Annotated in this window: 21 protein-coding genes; 10 read left to right on the top strand and 11 right to left on the bottom strand. The window is 69.3% G+C overall.

Going from position 1 to position 21,866, the window contains the following annotated elements; all coding sequences use genetic code 11:
* Positions 1-16 precede the first annotated feature (16 nt).
* The 7 genes from gcvH to ACJMKX_RS08190 all read left to right on the top strand — a co-directional run bounded on the left by gcvH (position 17) and on the right by ACJMKX_RS08190 (position 8,212).
* Positions 17-412, top strand: coding sequence for a glycine cleavage system protein GcvH (gene gcvH / locus ACJMKX_RS08220; protein WP_405223580.1), 396 nt, complete (start codon positions 17-19; stop codon positions 410-412).
* Between the two features lie 15 nt (positions 413-427).
* A complete protein-coding gene (gene gcvPA / locus ACJMKX_RS08215) occupies positions 428-1,810 on the top strand; it encodes an aminomethyl-transferring glycine dehydrogenase subunit GcvPA (protein WP_405223578.1) in 1,383 nt (460 codons plus the stop codon).
* Positions 1,811-1,813: 3 nt separating this feature from the next.
* Positions 1,814-2,323, top strand: coding sequence for a thiol peroxidase (gene tpx, locus ACJMKX_RS08210; protein ID WP_405223576.1), 510 nt, complete (start codon positions 1,814-1,816; stop codon positions 2,321-2,323).
* A gap of 19 nt (positions 2,324-2,342) precedes the next feature.
* A complete protein-coding gene (gcvPB, locus tag ACJMKX_RS08205) occupies positions 2,343-3,818 on the top strand; it encodes an aminomethyl-transferring glycine dehydrogenase subunit GcvPB (protein WP_405223574.1) in 1,476 nt (491 codons plus the stop codon).
* A 151-nt stretch (positions 3,819-3,969) separates the two neighbouring features.
* The gene (locus ACJMKX_RS08200; RefSeq protein ID WP_405223572.1) at positions 3,970-6,762 is read left to right on the top strand and encodes a trypsin-like peptidase domain-containing protein; all 2,793 of its coding nucleotides are present in this window, start codon (positions 3,970-3,972) and stop codon (positions 6,760-6,762) included.
* Positions 6,734-7,687 (top strand): M23 family metallopeptidase, encoded by a 954-nt coding sequence (locus ACJMKX_RS08195; RefSeq protein WP_405223570.1) that lies wholly within the window; start codon positions 6,734-6,736, stop codon positions 7,685-7,687. Before ACJMKX_RS08200 ends, ACJMKX_RS08195 begins: the two co-directional genes overlap by 29 nt.
* A gap of 45 nt (positions 7,688-7,732) precedes the next feature.
* Positions 7,733-8,212, top strand: coding sequence for a putative molybdenum carrier protein (locus tag ACJMKX_RS08190; protein ID WP_405223568.1), 480 nt, complete (start codon positions 7,733-7,735; stop codon positions 8,210-8,212).
* A 262-nt stretch (positions 8,213-8,474) separates the two neighbouring features.
* Here ACJMKX_RS08190 and ACJMKX_RS08185 read toward each other — a convergent pair whose 3' ends face one another.
* The gene (locus ACJMKX_RS08185) at positions 8,475-10,559 is read right to left on the bottom strand and encodes a thioredoxin domain-containing protein (RefSeq protein WP_405223566.1); all 2,085 of its coding nucleotides are present in this window, start codon (positions 10,557-10,559) and stop codon (positions 8,475-8,477) included.
* A gap of 89 nt (positions 10,560-10,648) precedes the next feature.
* Here ACJMKX_RS08185 and lgt point away from each other — a divergent pair, with 89 nt between their 5' ends.
* From lgt to ACJMKX_RS08170, 3 genes are read left to right on the top strand one after another with little or no spacing between them, the layout of a single operon-like run.
* Positions 10,649-11,485, top strand: coding sequence for a prolipoprotein diacylglyceryl transferase (gene lgt / locus ACJMKX_RS08180; RefSeq protein WP_405223810.1), 837 nt, complete (start codon positions 10,649-10,651; stop codon positions 11,483-11,485).
* A gap of 3 nt (positions 11,486-11,488) precedes the next feature.
* Positions 11,489-12,283, top strand: a complete 795-nt coding sequence (thyA, locus tag ACJMKX_RS08175) for a thymidylate synthase (RefSeq protein WP_405223564.1) — start codon at positions 11,489-11,491, stop codon at positions 12,281-12,283.
* A gap of 10 nt (positions 12,284-12,293) precedes the next feature.
* Positions 12,294-12,812, top strand: coding sequence for a dihydrofolate reductase (locus ACJMKX_RS08170; RefSeq protein WP_405223563.1), 519 nt, complete (start codon positions 12,294-12,296; stop codon positions 12,810-12,812).
* Here the strand turns inward: ACJMKX_RS08170 and ACJMKX_RS08165 are convergent.
* The 10 genes from ACJMKX_RS08165 to ACJMKX_RS08120 are packed head-to-tail and all read right to left on the bottom strand — an operon-like array spanning position 12,772 to position 21,845.
* A complete protein-coding gene (locus tag ACJMKX_RS08165) occupies positions 12,772-14,172 on the bottom strand; it encodes an FAD-dependent oxidoreductase (protein WP_405223561.1) in 1,401 nt (466 codons plus the stop codon). The genes ACJMKX_RS08170 and ACJMKX_RS08165 overlap by 41 nt on opposite strands.
* Positions 14,169-15,455 (bottom strand): kynureninase, encoded by a 1,287-nt coding sequence (kynU, locus tag ACJMKX_RS08160; RefSeq protein ID WP_405223559.1) that lies wholly within the window; start codon positions 15,453-15,455, stop codon positions 14,169-14,171. The genes ACJMKX_RS08165 and kynU overlap by 4 nt, the downstream gene beginning before the upstream one ends.
* On the bottom strand, positions 15,452-16,456 hold the full coding sequence (locus tag ACJMKX_RS08155; RefSeq protein ID WP_405223557.1) for an amidohydrolase family protein: 1,005 nt from the start codon (positions 16,454-16,456) through the stop codon (positions 15,452-15,454). The genes kynU and ACJMKX_RS08155 overlap by 4 nt, the downstream gene beginning before the upstream one ends.
* 4 nt (positions 16,457-16,460) lie before the next feature.
* Entirely contained in the window at positions 16,461-16,973 is a 513-nt protein-coding gene (locus ACJMKX_RS08150) for a 3-hydroxyanthranilate 3,4-dioxygenase (protein ID WP_405223555.1), read from the bottom strand.
* Between the two features lie 43 nt (positions 16,974-17,016).
* The gene (locus ACJMKX_RS08145; RefSeq protein WP_405223553.1) at positions 17,017-17,439 is read right to left on the bottom strand and encodes a RidA family protein; all 423 of its coding nucleotides are present in this window, start codon (positions 17,437-17,439) and stop codon (positions 17,017-17,019) included.
* Positions 17,440-17,448: 9 nt separating this feature from the next.
* The gene (locus ACJMKX_RS08140; RefSeq protein WP_405223551.1) at positions 17,449-18,276 is read right to left on the bottom strand and encodes a symmetrical bis(5'-nucleosyl)-tetraphosphatase; all 828 of its coding nucleotides are present in this window, start codon (positions 18,274-18,276) and stop codon (positions 17,449-17,451) included.
* Positions 18,277-18,310: 34 nt separating this feature from the next.
* Positions 18,311-18,694 (bottom strand): Co2+/Mg2+ efflux protein ApaG, encoded by a 384-nt coding sequence (gene apaG / locus ACJMKX_RS08135; protein ID WP_405223548.1) that lies wholly within the window; start codon positions 18,692-18,694, stop codon positions 18,311-18,313.
* 59 nt (positions 18,695-18,753) lie between these two features.
* Positions 18,754-19,542, bottom strand: a complete 789-nt coding sequence (rsmA, locus tag ACJMKX_RS08130) for a 16S rRNA (adenine(1518)-N(6)/adenine(1519)-N(6))-dimethyltransferase RsmA (protein WP_405223545.1) — start codon at positions 19,540-19,542, stop codon at positions 18,754-18,756.
* A gap of 7 nt (positions 19,543-19,549) precedes the next feature.
* Complete coding sequence (gene pdxA, locus ACJMKX_RS08125) at positions 19,550-20,542, bottom strand: 4-hydroxythreonine-4-phosphate dehydrogenase PdxA (RefSeq protein ID WP_405223543.1); 993 nt, start codon at positions 20,540-20,542, stop codon at positions 19,550-19,552.
* Between the two features lie 7 nt (positions 20,543-20,549).
* Complete coding sequence (locus ACJMKX_RS08120) at positions 20,550-21,845, bottom strand: peptidylprolyl isomerase (RefSeq protein WP_405223541.1); 1,296 nt, start codon at positions 21,843-21,845, stop codon at positions 20,550-20,552.
* Positions 21,846-21,866: the final 21 nt, after the last annotated feature.

The following is a 21,866-nucleotide window of genomic DNA, read 5'->3' as shown; positions in this document are numbered from 1 at the left end:
GCCAGGAGGAAGAGAGATGAGCGAAGTACCCGGCGACCTGAAATATACGAAAGACCACGAGTGGATCCGCCTCGAGGACGACGGCTCCGTGACCCTCGGGATAACGGATCACGCCCAGGAGTCGCTGGGCGACCTGGTCTTCGTCGAACTGCCCGAGCAGGGTGACAGCGCCGGGACGGGCGACGGCATTGCGGTGGTGGAGTCGGTGAAGGCCGCATCGGATGTCTATGCGCCGTTCGAATGCACTGTGGACGAGGTCAACGGCACGCTGGCGGACGAGCCGGAGAAGGTGAACAGCGACCCCTACGGCGACGGCTGGATCGCGCGGCTCACGCCCGCATCGCCGGCGGCACTGGACGACCTGATGGACGCGGAAGCGTACGAACAGCTGCTGGCCGAGGCGGAAGACTGAGCAACGGAGACGAAGATGCCTTTCATCCCGCATACTGAGGAAGACATACGCGCGATGCTGGACGCCATCGGCGTGGATTCCATCGAGCGGCTGTTCGAGGAGATCCCGGCAGAGCTGGTCATCGACGCGCTGCCCGGCGTCCCGGACGCGCTGAGCGAGATGGAAGTGAGCCGGCTGATGCGTGAGCGCGCGGCGCGGGACGGCTCGCCGCTATGCTTCATCGGCGCCGGCGCCTACGAGCATCACATCCCGGCGGCGGTCTGGGAGGTCACCACCCGCGGCGAGTTCTACAGTGCCTATACGCCCTATCAGGCGGAGGCGAGTCAGGGCACGCTGCAGGTGATCTATGAATACCAGACCATGATGGCAGGCCTCACGGGCATGGACGTCTCCAATGCCTCGCTTTACGACGGCGCCTCGGCACTCGCCGAGGCGGCCCTGATGGCCGTGCGCGCCAACCGCAGGGCGAAATCCCGGCGCGTGCTGCTGGCCGCCGGCGTGAACCCGGTCTATCGCAAGGTCGCAGAGGCGATCGCCGGCACACAGGGACTGGAGTTCGATTATCTGCCCCTGGATCCCGCCACCGGCCTCACCCGGCTGGAAGCACTGGCCGAAGCGGGCGAGCCGCCGGTGGCCGTGGTCATCCAGCAGCCGTCCTTCCTCGGCACGCTGGAAGACATGGACGAGCTGACCGATCGGGCCCGGGCACTCGGCGCGCTGGTGATCGCCGTGGTGAACCCCACCTCGCTGGCGGTACTGAGGCCGCCCGGCGAATGGGGCGAGGAGGGCGCGGACATCGTCTGCGGCGAGGGCCAGCCCCTCGGCGTGCCGCTGTCCTCGGGCGGCCCCTACTTCGGCTTCATGACCGTGCGCAAGAAGTTCGTGCGGCAGATGCCCGGCCGCATCGTCGGGCGCACCGTGGACCTGGACGGCAAGCCGGGTTTCACACTGACGCTGCAGGCCCGTGAGCAGCACATCCGCCGCTCCAAGGCGACCTCCAACATCTGCACCAACCAGGGGCTGATGGTGACGGCGGCCACGATCTATCTGTCGCTGCTGGGCGAGGACGGCCTGGCCCGGGTGGCCACCGAGTGCCATGACCGCACGGCAGCGCTGTGCGATGCGCTGACCGCCATCGACGGTGTCGAGAGTGCGTTCGACACGCCGTACTTCCACGAGGCCCTGCTCAGACTGGATCGGCCCGTGGCGCCGGTGCTGGCCGATCTGTCCGCCCGCGGTGTGCTCGGCGGCTACGACGTGAGCGCAGACTATCCCGAGCTGGGCGACGTGCTCCTGGTGTGCGCCACCGAGACCAAGACCGACGGGGACATCCGCCGTTACGCCGGGGCGATGGCCGACGTGCTCGGCGCCGGAAGCGCGGCGCGGGCCGCCGGCTGAACGATGGCGGGCGTCACCTTCCGCGGCAAGCGCTGGAACACGGCCGGCGATCTCCCCGCCGTCGGGTCGCGGGCACCCGACTTCCGGCTCGTGGACGGCGACCTTCGCAACCTGCACCTCTCCCACTGGCAGGGACGGCGCAAGGTTCTGAACATTTTCCCGAGCATCGACACGCCGGTGTGCGGACAGTCCGTGCAGGTCTTCGACGGCCACGCGCGGCAACACGAGGATATCGTGATGCTGATGATCTCGGTAGACACGCCTTTCGCCCAGCAGCGTTTCGCCCGGGAATGCGAACTCGCGGGAGTGGAGACGCTGTCCGCCATCCGCTCGGAAGGATTCGGCGAGCACTACGGCGTGCTGATCGAGGACGGCCCGCTGGCCGGCTTCTTCGCCCGCGCAGTGCTGGTGCTGGACGAGAACGACACGGTGGTGCATCGCCAGCTGGTCGACGACATCGGCGACGAACCCGACTACGAGGCGGCGCTGAGAGCGCTCGGCTTCGAACAGTGAGACGAGGACGAGGACAACGATGAGCGACACACTGATATTCGAACGCTCGCGGCCGGGCCGCCGCGCCAAGGCCCAGGCGCCCGCCGGCGAGCGGCTGCGCCCGGCGCTGCCGGAGAAGTTCCTGCGCGAGACGCCCACCTCGCTGCCGGCCGTCTCGGAACTGGAGACCGTGCGTCACTACACCCGGCTGTCGCAGAAGAACTTCTCGATCGACACCCACTTCTACCCGCTGGGTTCGTGCACGATGAAGTACAACCCCAAGGCCTGTAACACGCTGGCGATGCTGCCGGAATTCCTCGGCCGCCATCCCTACGGCGACGCCTCCCACGGCCAGGGTTTCCTCGAGTGCATGTACGAGCTGCAGGACATGCTGAAGGCGGTTACCGGCATGAAAGCAGTCTCGCTGACGCCGATGGCGGGTGCCCAGGGCGAATTCACCGGCGTCGCCATGATCCAGGCCTACCATCGCGCCCGCGGCGACCACGAGCGCAACGAGATCCTGGTGCCCGACGCCGCCCACGGCACCAACCCCGCCACGGCTACCATGTGCGGCTGCAAAGTGGTGGAGCTGCCCACGGACGACACCGGCGACGTGGACCTGGACGCGCTGCGCGAGGCCGTGGGGCCGAAGACGGCGGGCATCATGCTCACCAATCCGTCGACGCTGGGTGTGTTCGAACGGCACATCCTGGAGATCTCGCGCATCGTCCACGATGCGGGCGGGCTCATGTACTACGACGGCGCCAACCTGAATGCCGTCCTCGGCAAGGTGCGACCCATCGACATGGGCTTCGACGTCATCCACATGAATCTGCACAAGACCTTTTCCACGCCCCACGGCGGCGGCGGGCCGGGCTCCGGTGCGGTGGGCGTCGGCGACAGGCTCGCCGCCTACCTGCCCATCCCCATCGTCGGCCGGGAGGAGACCCCGACGGGCGTGCGCTACCGCTGGCTGGACGAGCGCGACCTGCCGGAGACCATCGGCCGGCTGTCCGGCTTCATGGGCAACGCGGGCGTCCTGCTCCGGGCCTACGTCTACATGCGGATGGTCGGCCGCGACGGCATGCGTCGCATCGCCGAGTTCGCCACGCTGAACGCCAACTACCTGCTGGCGCGCCTGCGCGATGAGGGCTTTGACCTGGCCTTCCCGGACCGCCGTGCCAGCCACGAGTTCATCGTGACCCTGAAGCGGCAGGCGAAGACGCTGCACGTCACGGCCATGGACTTCGCCAAGGCGCTGCTCGACCACGGCTATCACGCGCCGACCACGTACTTCCCGCTGCTGGTGCCGGAGTGCCTGCTGATCGAGCCCACCGAGACCGAGTCGAAGGAGATGCTCGACGGCTTCGTGGACGCGATGGTCGCCATCGCCGAGGAGTCGAGCGGCGGCGCCGAGCGCGTACAGGGCGCCCCGTACACGACGCCGGTACGCCGTCTGGACGACGTAAAGGCGGCCAAGGAACTCGACCTGGTCTGGCGGCCTGACGCGGCCTGACGCGGCCTGAACGCAGAGCCGGAGCGCGTGTCGCGCAGCGGCGCTGCCCGGCGGCGCGGAACTTTGCGCGCCAGTACCGGACTCAGATGATTGCGATCTGCCACAATGCGGCGCTTCCGCAGCCGTCGCCGCAAGCCTTATCAGGAGCCTCATGAAGCGTATCACCGTCATCACACTGCTGGCCCTGGTCCTCGCGCCGCCCCTGTTCGCGGCCGAACGCGAGGCGTGGACAGACACGCTGGAGCGCATCTCCTCGGGGGTCGTCTCCATCCGGGTAGATGCCACCCGCGCGTTCGATACCGACTGGAACACCTCGACCCAGGCGACGGGATTCGTGGTGGACGCGGAGCGGGGGCTGATCCTGACCAACCGCCACGTGGTGACGCCGGGACCGGTGGTGGCCGAGGCCGTGTTCCTGAATAACGAGGAGGTGCCGCTCACGCCGGTCTACCGGGATCCCGTCCACGATTTCGGATTCTTCAGCTACGACCCGGACGCCCTGCGCTTCATCGAGCCGGCCGAGCTCGAGCTCTCGCCGGCAGGCGCCCGCACCGGCCGCGAGATCCGCGTGGTAGGCAACGACGCCGGTGAGCAACTCTCGATCCTGGCCGGCACCATCGCCCGGCTCGACCGCCAGGCGCCCGAGTACGGCCGCGGCAAGTACAACGACTTCAATACCTTCTATCTGCAGGCGGCGTCCGGCACGTCCGGCGGCTCGTCCGGCTCGCCGGTGATCGACATCGAAGGCCGCGTCGTCGCGCTGAACGCCGGCGCCAATTCGAGCGCAGCCTCCAGTTTCTTCCTGCCGCTGGACCGTATCGAGCGGGCGCTGGAACTCATCCGCGCCGGCGAACCCGTCAGCCGCGGCACGCTGCAGACGGTGTTCGTGCGCAGGCCCTACGACGAACTCGGCCGGCTCGGGCTGGACCCGGAGACGGAAGCCGCGGCGCGGGCGGCGCATCCGGAGCAGACCGGTATGCTGACGGTGGCCGAAGTGCTACCGGACTCGCCTGCCGACGGCCTGCTGGAGGTGGGCGACGTGCTGGTGCGGCTGAACGGGGAGATCGTCACCGAGTTCGTGCCATTGAGCACCGTGCTGGACGACAGCGTGGGCGGGACCGTGCGGCTGGAGCTGCGCCGCGGCGGCAGCGTGATCGAGCACGACGTCCGCGTGCAGGATCTGCACGCCATCACGCCCGACGAGTACATCGAGTTCGGTGATGCCGTGGTCCACCGGCTTTCCTACCAGCAGGCGCGCCACTACAACCGCCCGGTCGACGGCGTGTACGTCGCCAACCCGGGCTATGTGCTCAGCAATTCCGCCATCCCGCGTGCAGCGGTCATCACGGAGCTGGATTCGCAGCCCGTGAGCGACCTCGACGACCTGGAGTCCGTACTGGACGGCCTGGGCGACGGGGAGCGTACCTCCATCCGTTTCGTGAGCCTGGAGGACCCGCGCACCAGCCAGCTGCGCTCGCTGCGTATCGACCGGCGCTGGTTCCCTTCGAAGCGCTGCAGGCGCGACGACGACACCGGCCTGTGGCCCTGCCGGGAGCTGGCGGCCGGCCCGCCGCCGGAACCGCCGGCGGTGGCCAGCACCCGCTTTCCGCCCCACGACGACCGCCGCGCCGAGGTGCTGTCGCCATCGCTGGTGCTGGTGAACTTCGACCTGCCCTATACCATCTCGGGCGTCGCCGAACGGCACTACTACGGCACCGGCCTCGTGGTCGACGCCGAGCGCGGCCTGGTCGTCGTCGACCGCAATACGGTGCCGGTGGCGATGGGCGACGTCCACATTACCTTCGCCGGTTCTCTCGAAGTGCCCGGCCGGGTGGAGTACGTCCATCCGCTGCACAACCTGACCGTCGTCTCCTACGATCCCGCGCTGATCGGCGACACGCCCGTCCGGTCCGCCCGATTCAACGCGTCGCCGGCCGAGCCGGGCGATCCGGTTTGGGTGGTCGGCCTGAAGCCGGATCACCGGCTCGTGCATCAGCAGACCCGGGTGGCCTCGGTCGATGCGCTGGTCCTGCCGCTGTCCCGTACGTTGCGCTTCAGGGATACCAACCTGGAGGCGCTCACGGTCGTGAATGCGCCGGATCAGGTGGACGGAGTCCTGGCGGACGAGCGGGGCCGGGTGGTTTCGCTGTGGTCGAGCTTCGCCTATCAGGGTGGCGGGGAGACCAGCCAGATCAACAAGGGCGTGCCGGCCGACCTGGTACAGGAATTCGTGGATCTGGTCCGTTCCGGCGGCACGCTCTATTCGCTGGAGGCGGAGCTGGCCTACCTGCCGCTCGCCGCGGCCCGCAAGCTGGGCCTGCCGGAGGAATGGGCGGCGCGGCTGGAGCGCCACCATCCCGAGCAGCGCCGCGCCCTGCAGGTCAAGCGTCTCGTGGCCGGCTCGCCGGCCGCCCGTCTGCTCAACAACGGCGATATCCTCCTCAGTATCGACGACCAGGTGGTGAATACCTTCCGCGACGTGGAGCGGGCAACCCAGAAAGCCTCGGTCAGGCTCGCCGTGTGGCGGCGAGACAGTGTGCGCGAGCTGGAAGTGGCCACGGTCGCGCTGGACGGCACGGGCATCGACCGGGCCGTGATGTGGGCCGGCGCCCTGCTGCAGAAGCCGCATCGGGCGATGGCCGCCCAGCGTGGCATCGAGCCCAGCGGCGTCTATGTGGCCTACTTCAGTTACGGCTCGCCGGCCACGCGCTACGGCCTGTGGGCCGGGCGGCGCATCGTCGAGGTGGACGGCCGGCCCACCCCGGATCTCGATGCCTTCCTGGAGGCCGTCCGCGGCAAGGAGCACCGGGAGTCGGTGCGGCTGAAAACGGTGAACTGGAATCGGGCCGTCGAGGTGATCACGCTGAAGCTCGACAAGCAATACTGGCCGGCGTACGAGATCCGGCGCACCGGTGATGGCTGGGAGCGCCGGCCGCTGGGCTGATCGCCTGGGCCTCGGCGTGGTTTTCCTCGCCCTGGCCCTGCCGGCCGCCGCGACGGCCGGCGATACGCTGTACAAGTACCGGGGCGACGACGGTCAATGGGTCTACACCGACCGGCGTCCCGCTGCCGCGGAGGACGTGGAGGTGCGCCCGCTGGCGTCCTCGTCGGACGACGGCCTGGTGATCCGCCGGCGTGAGACCGACGGCGGTTTCGAGGTCATTGCCGAGAATCGCCGTCACGTGGCCGTGGAGCTCGTCCTCGCCGCGATGGATCTCGACAACCTCGAGCCGGTGGGTGAGCGCGACGTGCGAACGACCATACCTGCGCGCACCGGTTCCGTGGTGCTCGGCCTGGACCGCGTGGACCCGGCGATGCCCGGGCGTTTCCGTTTCCGCTACGAATCGCTGCCGGGCGACCCGGCCGCCAGTCACGATCCGACCGTGCTGTATCGCTTCCCGTTCGCTACGGCCACGCGCCATCGCGTCACTCAGGCCTGGCCGGACACGAGCACCCACGACAGCCTCGCGAGCCGCCACGCCGTGGACGTCGCGGTGCCGGTCGGCACGGGCGTCTATGCGGCCCGTGCGGGCACCGTGTTCGAAGTGGCGGCCCGGCACTTCACCGGCGGCACGGACCGGGAGCGGGATCTGCCGCGGGCCAACCTGGTGCGCATCGTCCACGACGACGGCACCATGGCGGTGTACGCCCACCTGAACTGGGATTCCATCCGGGTAAGGCCCGGCGAGAGGGTCGCCCGCGGCCAGTACATCGCCGATTCCGGCAACACCGGTTACACCACCGGGCCGCACCTGCACTTCGCCGTCCAGCGCAACGCCGGGCTGCGGCTCGAGTCCGTACCGGTGCGCTTCGCCGGGCCCCGGGGAGCGGTGACACCCAGGACCGGCATCGAGATCACCGCTTTTTGACCCCGTTCCTGTTGCCGGCGGCCGGTGCGGCCGTATCATGGTGCCGTGAACAAGCGGCAGATCAGGATCGTCTCCGGCGGGCAGACGGGTGTGGACAGGGGCGCGCTCATCGCGGCGCTGGACCGCGGCGTGCCCTGCGGCGGCTGGTGTCCCGCGGGCCGCAAGGCCGAGGATGGCGCCATACCGCCTTTCTTCCCGATGCGCGAACTGCCGGACGCGGACTATCCCGCCCGCACCCTGAAGAATGTGCAGGACAGCGACGGCACCGTCGTAATCTTCTTCTCCGAACTGGAAGGCGGCACCGAACTGACGGTCGCCTACTGCCGCCGCGAACACAAGCCCTACCTGCTGCTGGACGCCCACGAGATGGACACGGCCGAGGCCGCCCGGCGCATCGGCGAGTTCGTGGCCGGGCACGGCATCGGCACCGTGAATGTGGCCGGCCCGCGGGCCAGCCGCCATCCGGCGGCCCAGGCCTGGGCGCGTGCTGCGGTCCGCGAGTTCCTGGAGAACCTCCCCCGCTGACCGGTAGGAGGGCCTTCAGGCCCGATCCGGCTTTCTTCTGGCGCTGGCCCGTCATCGGGTGGATAAGGGTTGCTGGGACGCTCACTCGGACGTCCTGTCCTCGCTCGCTTCGGCCAGACCTCCTTCCCGCCGTCATGGCTCCAGTCGGTCCGGACGACCCCGCAACCCTTATCCACCCGCTGACGGGCCCGCAGCCGAGAGGTTTGGCACGAGTCAGCAGGCGTTGCTGACTGACCGATCCTCCCGGCCATAAAAGAACGAATCAGCTTTTGTGGCCGAGGAGGGCGGCCAGGGCCGGCCAGGTGGTGACGGGCAGCGAGCAGCGGGTGCCTTCGCAGACGTAGGCCACCGGGCCGTCCTCCGCCGGCTCGCGCAGGGCGAGATGGCCGGGCAGGTCTTTCTCCGCTGCCGGTATCGCCAACACCAGGCGCCGCGGTGCGTAGATACCGGCGGCGTTGCGCGACCAGCGTCCGATCTCGGCGGGGTCGCCGCGGAGGATGACCATCTCCGGCGGCTGCAGGTATTCCTCCAGCGCCGTGATGAGGCTGACGTGACCGTGGGGATACTCCGTCATGGCCTGCCAGGCGGCCCGCAGGGTGCGCTCGGCGGCCGCGACGTAGCGCTCCTCCCCGAGCAGGAAGCCGAGCCGCAGCAGCGTGCGGGCGGCGATGCCGTTGCCGGACGGGACGGCCTCGTCGGCCAGGGGTTTCGAACGGTGCAGGAGGGCCTCGTGGTCGTCGGCGGTGAAGAAGAAGCCGCCGTTGCCGGCATCCTCGAAGTGCGTCAGCAATAGCTCCGCGAGTTCGATGGTGAAGCGGAGGTGATCGGCGTCCCAGCGTGCCTGCGCGAGCTCCAGCAGTGCATCGGCGAGCAGGGCATGGTCGTCCAGGTAGGCCGGGAAGCGGGCGCGTCCGTCCTTGTAGGTTGCGAGCAGACGGCCGTCGCGCCAGAGTTCCCGGCGCAGGAATGCCGCGGCGGCCGCCGCGGCATCGATGAGATCGTCGCGGGCGAGGGCGCGGCCCGCGATGGCGAGGCCGCGGATGGCCAGCGCATTCCAGCTCGTCAGGATCTTCTCGTCGCGGCCCGGTCGGACGCGCCGCTCGCGGGCGCCCAGCATGGCGTCGCGGGCCCGGTCGATGCGCTGGCGCAGAGCTTCCGCGTCCTCACCGCGCTCCTCGGCCAGGCGCTCCACCGGCCTTCGCACGTACAGGTGCCAGCGGCCCTCGAAGTTGGGTGCCTCGTCCAGGCCGAAATGCGCGGCGACGAGGGCGAAGTCGTCGTCGCCGGCGGCCTCGCGCGCCGTCTCGGGCGTCCACACGTAGTAACGGCCTTCCTCGCCCTCGGAGTCGGCATCCAGCGACGAGTAGAAGCCGCCGCCGGGCGCGCGCATCTCGCGCAGCATCCAGTCGGCGGTCTCGCCGGCCACTCGCCTCATCTCCACATCTCCGCCTGCCAGTCCGAGTTCCGCATAGAGCGCGAGCAACGGGCCGTTGTCATAGAGCATCTTCTCGAAATGGGGAATAAGCCACTGCGCGTCGACCGAATAGCGGCAGAAGCCGCCACCGAGCTGGTCGAAGAGGCCGCCCTCGGCCATGCGGGTGAGGGTGAGCGCCGCCATGTACAGTGCCTGCACGTCCGGCTCGTCGTCGCCGGCGCTGGCCCGCCAGTGACGCAGCAGCCGCTCCAGCGTGGCGGGATGGGGGAACTTGGGTGCGTCGCCGAAACCGCCGTAGCGATCGTCGAAACGCTCCGCGAGGCTCTCGCGCGCCTTCGCGAGCGGCGTGTCGTCCAGCACGATGCCCTCGGCGGGCTCCGGGTCCAGCCGGGGAAAGATGTCGGCGAGCTGACGGCCCTGGCGGCGCACTTCCTCCGGGTTCTGGCGGAAGTACTCCGCCACCCGTTTCAGGATGTCGCGGAACGCCGGCATACCGTGGCGGGGTTCCTTCGGGAAATAGGTGCCGCCGAAGAACGGCAGCTGCTCCTCGGGCGTGAGGAACATGGTCAGCGGCCAGCCGCCCGCGCGCTGGGCGATGAGCTGATGGGCGATCTGGTAGATGCGGTCGATGTCCGGCCGCTCCTCACGGTCGACCTTGACGTTGACGAACAGCTCGTTCATCAGCGCCGCGGTGTCCTCGTCCTCGAAGGACTCGTGGGCCATGACGTGGCACCAGTGGCAGGCGGAATAGCCCACGGAGAGGAGTATCGGCCTGCCCGTCTCCCGGGCGGTCTCCAGTGCCTCCGGGCCCCAGGGGTACCAGTCCACCGGGTTGTCCGCGTGCTGCAGCAGGTAGGGGCTGGTTTCGTCGGCCAGGCGATTGGTCTCCCGGCCGCCTTCGGGCGTGGCCATTGCGTTCACCTCACTTCGCGTGGCCGGCCACTATAACGCACGCGTCGGCGAGGTGAGGATGCCCCGGCCCGGTGCTAGACTACGCCGCCATGTTCGAATACCCCCGCATCGATCCCGTCATCTTCTCCATCGGTCCCCTCGGTGTGCGCTGGTACGGGCTGATGTACCTGGTCGGTTTCGTAGCCGCGTGGCTGCTGGCGCGGCACCGCGCGCGGCGGGCGGACGCGCCTATCACTCCGCAGCAGGTCGACGACCTGATCTTCTACGGCGCGCTGGGCGTGATGCTCGGCGGGCGCATCGGCTACGTCTTCTTCTACGGGCTCGGCGAGTGGGCGCGGGACCCGCTGTATCCGTTCAAGATCTGGGAAGGCGGCATGTCCTTCCACGGCGGCCTCATCGGCGTGATGGTGGCCGTGTGGCTGCTCGGGCGGCGGGTGGGTCACGGCTTCTGGCGGATGACGGATTTCGTGGCGCCGCTGGCCCCCATCGGTCTCGGCGCCGGGCGCATAGGCAACTTCATCAACGGCGAGCTGTGGGGCAGACCCACGGATCTGCCCTGGGGCTTCCGGGTCCCCGACGACGTGTTCCAGGGCTTCCGGCCGGGTCCGGAGGTGCTGCACCCCTCCCAGCTGTACGAGGCGCTGCTGGAGGGGCTGGTGCTGTTCGTCATCCTGTGGGTCTACTCGGCACGCCCGCGCCCGACCATGGCGGTCTCGGGTCTGTTCCTGCTGTTCTATGGCATCTTCCGCACCGCGGTGGAGTTCGTCCGCCTGCCGGATCACGGCGAGTACGTGGCCTTCGGCTGGCTCACGAGGGGCCAGGTGCTCAGCGTACCGATGATCGTTGCCGGGGTCATTGTGCTCGCGCTGGCCTATCGGCACGGGTGCCGGCACGGCGAGGCCGGCGGCCGCAAGGCGGGGAGCTGACGGATGCGACAGTATCTGGAGATGACGCGGCGGGTGCGCGAGGAGGGCGTGCGCAAGGACGACCGTACCGGCACGGGTACCCTCAGTGTGTTCGGCCACCAGATGCGCTTCGACCTCCGCGAGGGCTTCCCGATGGTCACCACCAAGAAGCTGCATACCCGCTCCATCATCCACGAACTGCTGTGGTTCCTGCAGGGTGACACCAATACCGCCTACCTGCGCGAGAACGGGGTGACGATCTGGGACGAGTGGGCCGACGAGAACGGCGATCTCGGTCCGATCTACGGTGCGCAGTGGCGGTCCTGGCCCACGCCGGACGGTGGCCATATCGACCAGCTGTCGCGGGTGCTGGAGCAGCTGAAGAGCGATCCGGACTCGCGCCGCATCATCGTGAGTGCCTGGAATGTCAGCGAACTCGACCGCATGGCGCTCGCCCCCTGCCACGCCTTCTTCCAGTTCTACGTGGCGGAGGGGCGGCTCTCGTGTCAGCTCTATCAGAGGAGTGCCGACATCTTCCTGGGCGTGCCGTTCAACATCGCCTCCTACGCGCTGCTGACCCACATGGTGGCCGAGCAGGTCGATCTCGACGTGGGCGATTTCATCTGGACCGGCGGCGACTGCCACCTGTATCTGAATCACCTGGACCAGGCCGACGAGCAGCTCACGCGCGAGCCGCTGCCGCTGCCGACGCTGGCGCTGAAGCGCCGGCCGCCGACGCTGTTCGACTACCGTTACGAGGACTTCGAGATCCGCGGCTACCGCCACCATCCCCACATCAAGGCGCCGGTGGCCGTCTGACGTGTCCCGGGTGTCCGCCACACCCGTCGTCTCGCTCGTCGTGGCCGCTGCCGCCAACGACGTGATCGGCGTCGACAACCGCCTGCCCTGGCACCTGCCGGAGGACCTGCGCCGCTTCCGTGACATCACCATGGGCAAGCCGATCGTGATGGGTCGCCGCACCCACGAGTCCATCGGCCGGGCGCTGCCCGGCCGGCGCAATATCGTGCTGAGCCGCAGGCCCGGTTTCTCCGCCGAGGGCTGTGAAGCGGCCGACGGGCTGGACGCCGCGCTCGCGCTGGCGCAGGACGCGGACGAGGTCATGGTGATCGGCGGCGCGGCGCTGTATCGCGAGGCGCTGCCGCTGGCACGGCGCATCTACCTTACCCGCCTGCACCGCCCGTTCGAGGGCGACACCCGTTTCCCGTCCCTGGACAACGCCGACTGGCGCGCGGCGGAGCGGCAGGACTTCCCCGGCGGCGAGGAACGCGAACTCGGCTACAGTTACCTCACGCTGGAGCGCAAGGCAGCGCCGCCAGCCGCTCGCTGACGAGACGCTCGGCCAGCGCCAGGTCCACGTCGGCCAGGGAATCCGCGTCGGCGGTCAGCTCGTCGAGCAGCCGTGCCTGCACCTCGCCCCGGGCCAGCGCTTCGGCGTAGGGGATCTCTGCATGGAACATCACCATGGAGTAGCGGGGTACGAAACGGTCCGGGCAACGGCGCTCTAGCTCGAAGGCGAGCGCCTTCTTCAGGTGGAAGCTGGGGTCGCGCACCGTGTCGCGCATCTCCACGTAATTCTCCAGCGCCATGTCGGCGATGGCCTCTGCGTTCGGGCGGCGCAGCCGGCTGAACTCGCCGAACAGCCGCTCGCGGTCTTCGCAGCCGCCGTCCAGCAGCCGGCAGAACTCGGCGCAGTCCTCGAAGCCCGCGTTCATGCCCTGGCCGTGGAACGGCACGATGGCGTGGGCGGCGTCGCCGACCAGCAGCACGTCGCCGCCCAGGTTCCACGGCTCGCAGCGCACCGTGCCGAGGATACCGACCGGATTGGCGGCGAACTGCTCCGCGAGATCGGGGATGAGCGCCGGCGTGTCCGGGAAGTGGCGCTCGAAGAACGCCTGCACGGACGCTTCGTCGTCGAGCGAGGCGAAACTCTCCGGGCCCTCGTTGGGCAGGAACAGCGTCACGGTGAAGTCGCCGCCCGGGTTCGGCAGCGCGATCAGCATGAAGCCGCCCCGCGGCCAGATGTGCAGCGCGCCCGGGTCGATGCGGAATCCGCCGTCGTCGCCCGGCGGGATCGTGAGTTCCTTGTAGCCGTGGGCCAGCAGGGACTCGCTGGCGCCGATGTGGCCGGCATCGGCCAGCGCGCGCCGCACGACCGAGCCGGCCCCGTCGGCGGCGATCAGGGGCGCCATGAAGATCTGCCGCTCGGCACCGGTCTCCTCGTGGCGCAGCGTGGCCCGGCGCGCCTCGAGGTCAATGCTGCTGCAGGCTTCGCTGAAGTGCAGCCGCGCGCCGGCCGCCTCGGCGGCATCCAGCAGTACGCGGTTGAGGTCGGCGCGGGAGACGGAGTAGTTCTCCTCGCCCTCGTGCTGACCGTAGGGCTGGAAGTCGAGCCCGCCGTCCTCCTGATGCAACAGGCGCCCGGACATGGGCATCAACAGCGGTTCCACGGCCTCGGTCAGGCTGGCCAGGGCCAGCCCCCGCAGGCCGCGGGCGGCCAGGGCCAGATTGATCGAGCGGCCGCCCTGGGCTCTGTGGGTGCGCAGGTCCGGCTGGCGCTCGTAGAGGTCCACGGCATGGCCGCGGCGGGCGAGCAGGATGGCCAGCAGCGAGCCGGTCAGGCCCGCGCCCAGGATGGCGACGGGATTTTCGCCGGTGTCGCCGGCCCCGTGCAGGGTTGGGTCGCTCATGCCAGCGTCTGTGTCATGGCGGCCGCCTCGGCGAGGCGTTCGAGGAAGGCCTCGATATCCGCGTAGGAGTTGTACAGCGGCACCGGGGCCACGCGGATGACGTCCGGCTCGCGCCAGTCGGTGATCACGTTCAGGCGCTCCAGGTTCTTGAACAGGTCCCGGCCCGTGAGGCCCATGCCACGCACTACCAGCGAGAGCTGGGCGCCGTGACCGCGCGGATCCTCCGGCGTGAGGATGCCGAAGCCGCCGGGGAAACGCTCCTCGAGCCGACGGCGCAGATAACCGGTCAGCGCCAGGGACTTCTCGCGCAACGCGCCGATGCCCGCAGCCTCGAACAGCTCCAGCGAGGCAATCACGGGTGCCAGCGCCAGCACCGGCGGGTTACTGAGCTGCCAGATGTCCGCGCCCGGGGCAGGCGTGAAATCCTTCGTCATGCGAAAGCGAGTGCTCTCCTCGTGGCCCCACCAGCCCAGCAGCCGGGGCAGGCTGCGGTCGCGGCAGTGCCGTTCGTGGACCCACGCGCCGGCGATCGCGCCCGGGCCGCCGTTCAGATACTTGTAGCTGCACCACACGGCGAAGTCCGCGCCCCAGTCGTGCAGGGACAGCGGCACGTTGCCGATGGCATGCGCGAGGTCGAGGCCGACCGTGACGCCGTGGCGCTGCGCCAGGCGGCAGATCTCCGCCATGTCCAGGCACTGGCCGGTGTAGTACTGCACGCCCGGCAGCAGCAGCAGTGCGATCTCGCGTCCGCGGCGTTCCAGCAGCGCGGCCAGGTCCCCCGTGCACAGGCCGTTTCCTCCTTCCGGCGGGTACCACTCCAGCAGGTCCCGCTCCGGGTCGTGGCCGTGCCAGGCGATCTGGGAAGCGGCGGCATAGCGGTCGGAAGGAAACGCATCGGATTCGATCACGATGCAGCGCCGCTCGCCCTCGGGCCGGTAGAAGCTCGCCATCAGCAGGTGCAGATTGACCGTCAGCGTGTTCATCGCCACGGTTTCGCCGGGTGTACCGCCCACCAGCGCGGCCAGCGGCTCGGCCGCGCGCCGGTGCGCCGGCAGCCAGGGGTTGTCGCCCTCGGCGTGACCGCGTACGGCCAGGCGGCCCCAGGCATCCAGTTCCGCGCGCACCGCGTCGGCCGCGCGGCGCGGCATCAGGCCGAGGGAGTTGCCGCAGAGATAGACGGGCGAGCGGCCGTCGATACGCTCCGGGAACACGAACTCCTCCCGGAAGCCGGCCAGCGCATCGGCCGCGTCCAGTCGCCGGGCCTCTTCGAATGCCGCGCTCACTGGAAACGGCTCCGGTCCACGTCCAGCCACTCCAGCGCCGTGCCGGCGAGCAGTCGGTCCTGAACCTCCGCCGCGAGGTCCATGGATTCGATCAGGGCGCCCGGGTGGTGCTCGCCGAGCGGAAAGGGGTAGTCGCTGCCGAGGGCGATGGCCTCGGCACCGAACAGCTCGATCATGTACTCGAGCATGCGCCGGTCGTGCACCAGCGAGTCCACGTAGAAGCGGCCGAGATACTCCGAGGGCGGCACCGTGTTCTTCACGGCGACGATGTCGGGCCGCACGGCGAAACCGTGCTCCAGGCGTCCGATCAGGCCCGGGAAGGCGCCGCCGCCGTGGGCAAATGCCACGCGCAGTGTCGGCAGCTTCTCGAACACGCCGCCGAAGATGAGCGAGCAGACCGACAGCGCCGTCTCCGCCGGCATGCCGACCAGCCAGGGCAGCCAGTACAGGTTCATGCGTTCGCGGCCCAGCATTTCCCACGGATGCACGAACACGGCGGCGCCGAGCTCGGCGGCGGCCTCGAGGACCGGGAATACCCGCTCGTCGTCCAGGTTCCAGCCGTTCACGTGAGTGCCGATCTCCACGCCGTGGAGTCCGAGCTCCAGGCAGCGTTCCAGTTCGCGGACCGCCAGTTCCGCATCCTGCATCGGCAGCGTGCCGAGGCCGAGGAAACGCCGGGGATGGGCTTCGACCAGCGCGGCGATGTGGTCGTTCAGCAGCGCAGCCAGGTCGGCGGTATCCCGGGGCTTGGCCCAGTAGCTGAACATGACCGGAACGGTGGAGAGCACCTGCATGTCCACGCCCGTGGCATTGCAGTCGTCGATGCGCACGCCGGGGTCCCAGCAGCTGGACTGGACCTCGCGGAAGTTCTTGCCATCCAGCAGCAGGCGCGCGCAGCCGGGCCCGTGGTGCTCCAGCTGCACGAAGCCGCCGTAGCCATAGCGTTCCTTCAGGTCCGGCCAGTCCGGTGGCAGCACGTGAGTGTGTATATCGATCTTCACGGGTTCAGCGCGGCGGCATGACGGCTCCGCAGTTCGGGCAGCTGCGGTTCTCCTCGCTGCCGTAGAAGCGCTCGAAGACCGGCGGCAGCTGCTTCACGATGTCGTCCACGTGCAGGAATTCCTCGTACAGCTTCGTGTCGCACGCGTTACAGAACCACATGAAGCCGTCCAGTTCCTCGGGCGCGCGCTTGCGCTCGACCACAAGCCCCACCGTGTCGGCATAGCGCTGGGGGGAGTGGGGCACCCGCGGCGGCAGCAGCAGGATCTCGCCCTCCCGGATGGGGATGTCCACCCGCTCGCCGTCCTGCATGGTCCGGAGCAGCATGTCGCCCTCGAGCTGGTAGAAGAACTCCTCGCCCTCGTCCCAGTGGTAGTCGTCCCGGGAGTTCGGGCCGCCGACCACCATGATGATGAACTCGCCGTCCTCGAAGACCTGCTTGTTGCACACCGGCGGGCGCAGCGCCTCCCGGTTGGCGTCGATCCAGTCGCGAAAATTGAAGGCGGTGAGCGGTTTCATGCCTCTCTCCCGGCGCAGCTCCTCGCATGCCCCGTCACGCGTTCTACAGAGCCGCGATGCATTTCAGCTCGATGGCGATGGGCGTCGGCAGCCTGTTCACCTCGACGGTGGTCCGGCAGGGACCCTCGCCCGGGAAGTAGTCCCGGTAGATTCGATTGAAGGTGTCGAAGTCGCGCTCGATGTCGGTCAGGAAAACGGTGATGTCGACGAGCCGCTCCCAGCCGGAGCCCGCGGCCTCGAGTACGCTCTTCACGTTACGGAATACGGCGTGGCACTGGGCCTCGATGTCGTAATCCACAACGCGGCCTCCCTCATCCCGGTGGACGCCGGGTATCTCGCCGCCGGCCGGGTCCCGCGGGCCGAGCCCGGACAGGAACAGGAGCCCCCCGGCGCGCCGGGCGTGAGGGTACGCGCCTACCGGCGGCGGCGCCGCGCTCGTGCTGATGGCCCTGTCGTCGTCTTCCACGTGGGGATTCTAGCGCGACTGGCCGCGGCATTTTACCTTCACCGGCTTCGCGTCCCGGTCCAGGCGCAGCGCCGTCAGGGCCCGGCCCCACACGCAGCCCGTATCCAGGCAGACGAGGTCCGGCTCGTTCAGCAGTCCGAGCGCCGACCAGTGCCCGAACACGATGCGCGTGCCGGCCAGCGCCCGGTCGCGTGCCCGGTACCAGGGCGTGAGTTTCGCCGGTGCGTCTTCCGGCGGGCTCGTGTAGTCGAAGTCGAGTCTGCCCTTGCGCGTGAGCATGCGCATGCGGGTCAGGACGTTCACGATGAAGCGCCACCGCGGCACGCCGTGCAGGTCGTCGCGCCAGCGGTCGGGCTCGTCGCCGTAGAGATGCGCCAGCAATTTCGAGGGGCGCGGACCTCTCAGTACCGCCTCCACCTCGGCGGCCAGGGCCAGCACGGTGTCGAGATCCCAGGCCGGCAGCACGCCTGCGTGGACGAGCACTGTGTCCAGACCCGCGTCGTAGTGCACCAGCGGGCGGTGCTGCAGCCAGTCGATGAGCTCGTCGCGGTCGTGGGCGCGGAGGATGGGTTTCATGGCGAGTGAGGCCGAGCGCTTGGCGGCGGTGCGCTCGTGCGCGATCACCAGCAGGTGCAGGTCGTGGTTGCCCAGCACGGTCACGACAGCGTCGCCCAGGGAGCGGACGAAACGCAGGGTCTTCAGCGATTTCGGTCCCCGGTTTACCAGGTCGCCGGCGAGCCAGAGCGTGTCCCGGGCCGGGTCGAAGTCCAGTTTATCCAGCAGGCGCCGGAAGGGGTCGTAGCAGCCCTGCAGGTCGCCGATGGCATAGACCGCCATGGTACGGTTTCCGCTGTCGCGGCCGCCCGTCCGCCTAGTGCAGCAGACCCGGCACGGCCAGGGTGAATGGCGCGATGGGGGCGTCGAAGCGCACGCCGTCGTCTGCCAGCATCTGGTAGCTGCCCTCCATGCTTCCCACGGGCGTCTCCAGCACCGTGCCGCTGGAGTAGCGGAACTGCTCGCCCGGATTGAGATGAGGCTGCTCGCCCACGACGCCGTCGCCGCGTACCTCCTGTACCTTGCCGTTGGCATCCGTGATGATCCAGTGCCGGCTGAGCAGAGCGGCGGCCACCTCGCCCTGATTGGCGATGGTAATCGTATAGGAGAAGACGTAGCGGTCCAGCTCCGGTTCCGATTGCTCGTCCAGGAAGTTGGTGCTCACGTCCACGCTGATGCGGTGATTCGGCTTGTCGCTCATGGCCTCTCGGCTGGTGGTCTCTCGCTGCGGAAAGTCAGGTCGGCGTCTCGTTCGGGTCGTCATTCTAGCGCATCGTCCCGCTCGCGCAGTGCCCGGTTGGCGAGTCGGGCGAATTCCTCCGGCGCGAGCCGTTCCGGTCGCAGCGTCGGGTCGATGCCTTCCTCGGCGATGTCCTCGGCGGTGAGCCATGCCGCCAGCGCGTTGCGCAGCGTCTTGCGCCGACGCGAGAACGCGCCGGTCACGAGTGCCGCGAACAGGCTCTCGTCGCGGATCTCGAGTTGCCGCGCGCGGGGCACGAGCCGGACCACACTGGACTGCACCCGGGGCGGTGGCCTGAAAGCCTCCGGCGGCACGTCGAACAGGCGCTCGACCACCATGGAGCAGGCGAGCATCACCGTGAGGCGACCGTATTGCTTGCCACCGGGGGTGGCCGCCATGCGGTCCACGACCTCCTTCTGCAGCATGAAGTGCATGTCGCGTATCGCCCGGCGTTGCTCCACGAGGTGGAACAGCAACGGGGTCGAGATGTTATAGGGGAGGTTGCCGACGACGCGCAGACCCTCGCCCAGCGCGGCGAAATCGAATTTCAGGGCGTCGGCCTCGTGCAGGGTGACGTTCGCGGCGCCGGCGTAGCGCAAACGCAGTGCCGCTGCCAGGTCCCGGTCGATCTCCACGGCGTCCAGCCTGACCGGCAGGGCGGCGAGCGGCGCGGTGAGGATGCCTTCGCCGGGGCCGATCTCCACGAGGTGGTCGCCCCCGGCGGGTCCGATCGCCGCGACGATACGCGATACGACGGAGGGGTCGCGCAGGAAGTGCTGGCCGAAGCGCTTGCGCGGCCGGTGCCTCAACGTGCTCTCATCCGCCGCGCCCGGCGAGCTCGGCGGCGTAGCGCAGCGCGACACCGAGGCTGGCCGCGTCGGCGCGGCCGGTTCCGGCCAGCCCGAGGGCGGTGCCGTGGTCCACCGAAGTGCGCACGATGGGCAGGCCGAGCGTGACGTTAACGGCCTTGCCGAAGCCGGCGTACTTGATGACCGGCAGACCCTGGTCGTGGTACATCGCGAGCACCGCATCGGCCTTGCCGGCGGTGTCGAGGAAAGCGGTGTCGGCGGAGACCGGGCCCTCGATGGCGACCCCCCGTGCCCGGAGCTCGTCCAGCGCCGGCCCGATCACGTCGATCTCCTCGCGGCCCAGGTGGCCCGCCTCGCCGGCATGCGGATTCAGGGCGCAGACCCGGATCTTTGGCTGCTCGATGCCGAACCGCCGGCGCAGGTCGCCGTGCAGCACGTCGATGACCTGGGTGAGACGTTCGGCCGTGATCGCCGCCGGGACGTCGGCCAGCGGCAGGTGGGTGGTCGCCAGCGCGATGCGGAGTTCGTCGGTGGCGAGCATCATCACCGGCAGCGGTGCCCCGGTGGCCTCGGCCAGAAACTCGGTGTGGCCGCTGAAGGACAGCCCGGCCTCGTTGATGACGCTCTTCTGCAGGGGCGCGGTCACCAGGGCGTCGAACTCGCCGTCCAGGCAGGCTCGGGCCGCCCACTCCAGCCCGGCCAGCAGCGCGCTGGCGTTGGCCGGGTCCGGCGTGCCGCAGCACTCGATATTCGGCAGCGGGAACGACATCACCGGGATATCGCCGGGCGTATGGCCGCCCCGTCGGGGTTCGCCTCGCTGGTACTCGGGCAGCACCACGTCGATGCCCAGCGCGGCGGCCCGCCCGGCCAGCTGGCGCCGGTCGCCGACCAGCACCGTCTCCGCGGGCAGCGGCCCCGCCGCGAGCATGAGGCAGATGTCGGGCCCGATGCCGGCCGGCTCGCCGGCCGTCAGCACCAGTCGTGGGGGTGCGGCGGCCACGGCCGCCTCAGATTCGTTTGTCGACGAAGGCCTCGTCGCGCATGCGCCGCAGCCACAGCTGAGTCTCCTCCTCCAGCTTGCCGGCCCGGATGCTGTTCACACAGTTGCGCTCTCGCACCTCGGCCGTGTTGTCGTAGACGCGGCGGTCGGTGACCTCCAGGATGTGCCAGCCGAAGCGGGAGCGGAACGGTTCGCTCAGCTCGCCGATCTCGAGCGAGTCCGCCACCTCGGCGAATTCGGGCACGAAGGTACCTGGCGAGGTCCAGCCGAGATCGCCGCCCTCGGCCGCGGATCCCGGGTCGGCCGAGTTCAGCTGAGCCAGGTCGCCGAAGCTCTCGCCGGCCAGGATGCGCTCGCGCAGTTCGACGAGCTGCTGGCGCGCGGTGGCATCGTCGACGATCTCGTCGGGCCGGACAAGGATGTGGCGGATGCGCGACTGGTTAACCTCGCTGCGGGCGATGGCGCCGCGCGCGTCGTTCAGCTTGATGATGTGGAAGCCGCTCGCGTTGCGTATGGGCTCGGCGATCTCGCCGGGGGAGAGGTTCTCGACGACGCCGGTGAACAGGGTGGGCAGCTGGGTGCCCTTGCGCCAGCCCAGGTTGCCGCCTTCCAGCGCGTTCTGGGCGTCGGAATAGCTCACCGCCGCCTTCGCGAAGTCGGCGCCGTCCTGCAGCTCGTCGTACAGCCGGCGGGCCTCCACCTCGGCCTCGCGAAACTGGTCCGCGGTGGCATTGGCGGGCACGCTGATCAGGATGTGGGAGATGTCGAACTCGGAGTTCGCGCCCACGTTGGCCTCCAGGTTCTCGAGACAGCGGTTGATCTCGCGGTCGGAGACGTTGATGCGGCTCATCACGTCCACCTGGCGGAGCTGTTCCAGGACGAGCTGGTCGCGCATCTCCTCCCGGTACATCGTGTAGTCGATGCCCTGGGCTGCCAGCGCCGCGGGCAGGTCTGCGAAGGACATGCTGTTGCGCCGCGCGACGTCGGCCAGCGCGCTGTTCAGCATCTCGTCGGAGATGCGGATGCCGATGCGCTCGGCCCGCTGGAGCTGGATGCGGTCGATGATCAGCCGCTCGAGGATCTGGTCGCGCAGCACCTCCTGAGGCGGCAGCTGGACGCTCTGTTCCTGCAGCCGCGCGAGCACCAGCTCGGTCTGGGTGTCGAGTTCGCTCTCCAGCACGACGCCCTCGTTGACGACGGCCACGATGCTGTCGAGGCGCTCGCTGTCCTGGGCGCCGGCCAGCGCCGGGAGCAGGAAGGCGAGGACCCCGAACGAGATTGTCAGGGATACGGTTCTGTACATAGGAATGAAAGGGGCGTGAGA

The sequence above is a fragment of the Lentisalinibacter sediminis genome (assembly GCF_040706615.1).
In the GTDB taxonomy this organism is placed as follows: Bacteria; Pseudomonadota; Gammaproteobacteria; order Steroidobacterales; family Woeseiaceae; genus Lentisalinibacter; species Lentisalinibacter sediminis.
The sequence above is the reverse complement of the archived record's forward strand: the minus strand, read 5'-3'. Positions and strand labels throughout refer to the sequence as shown.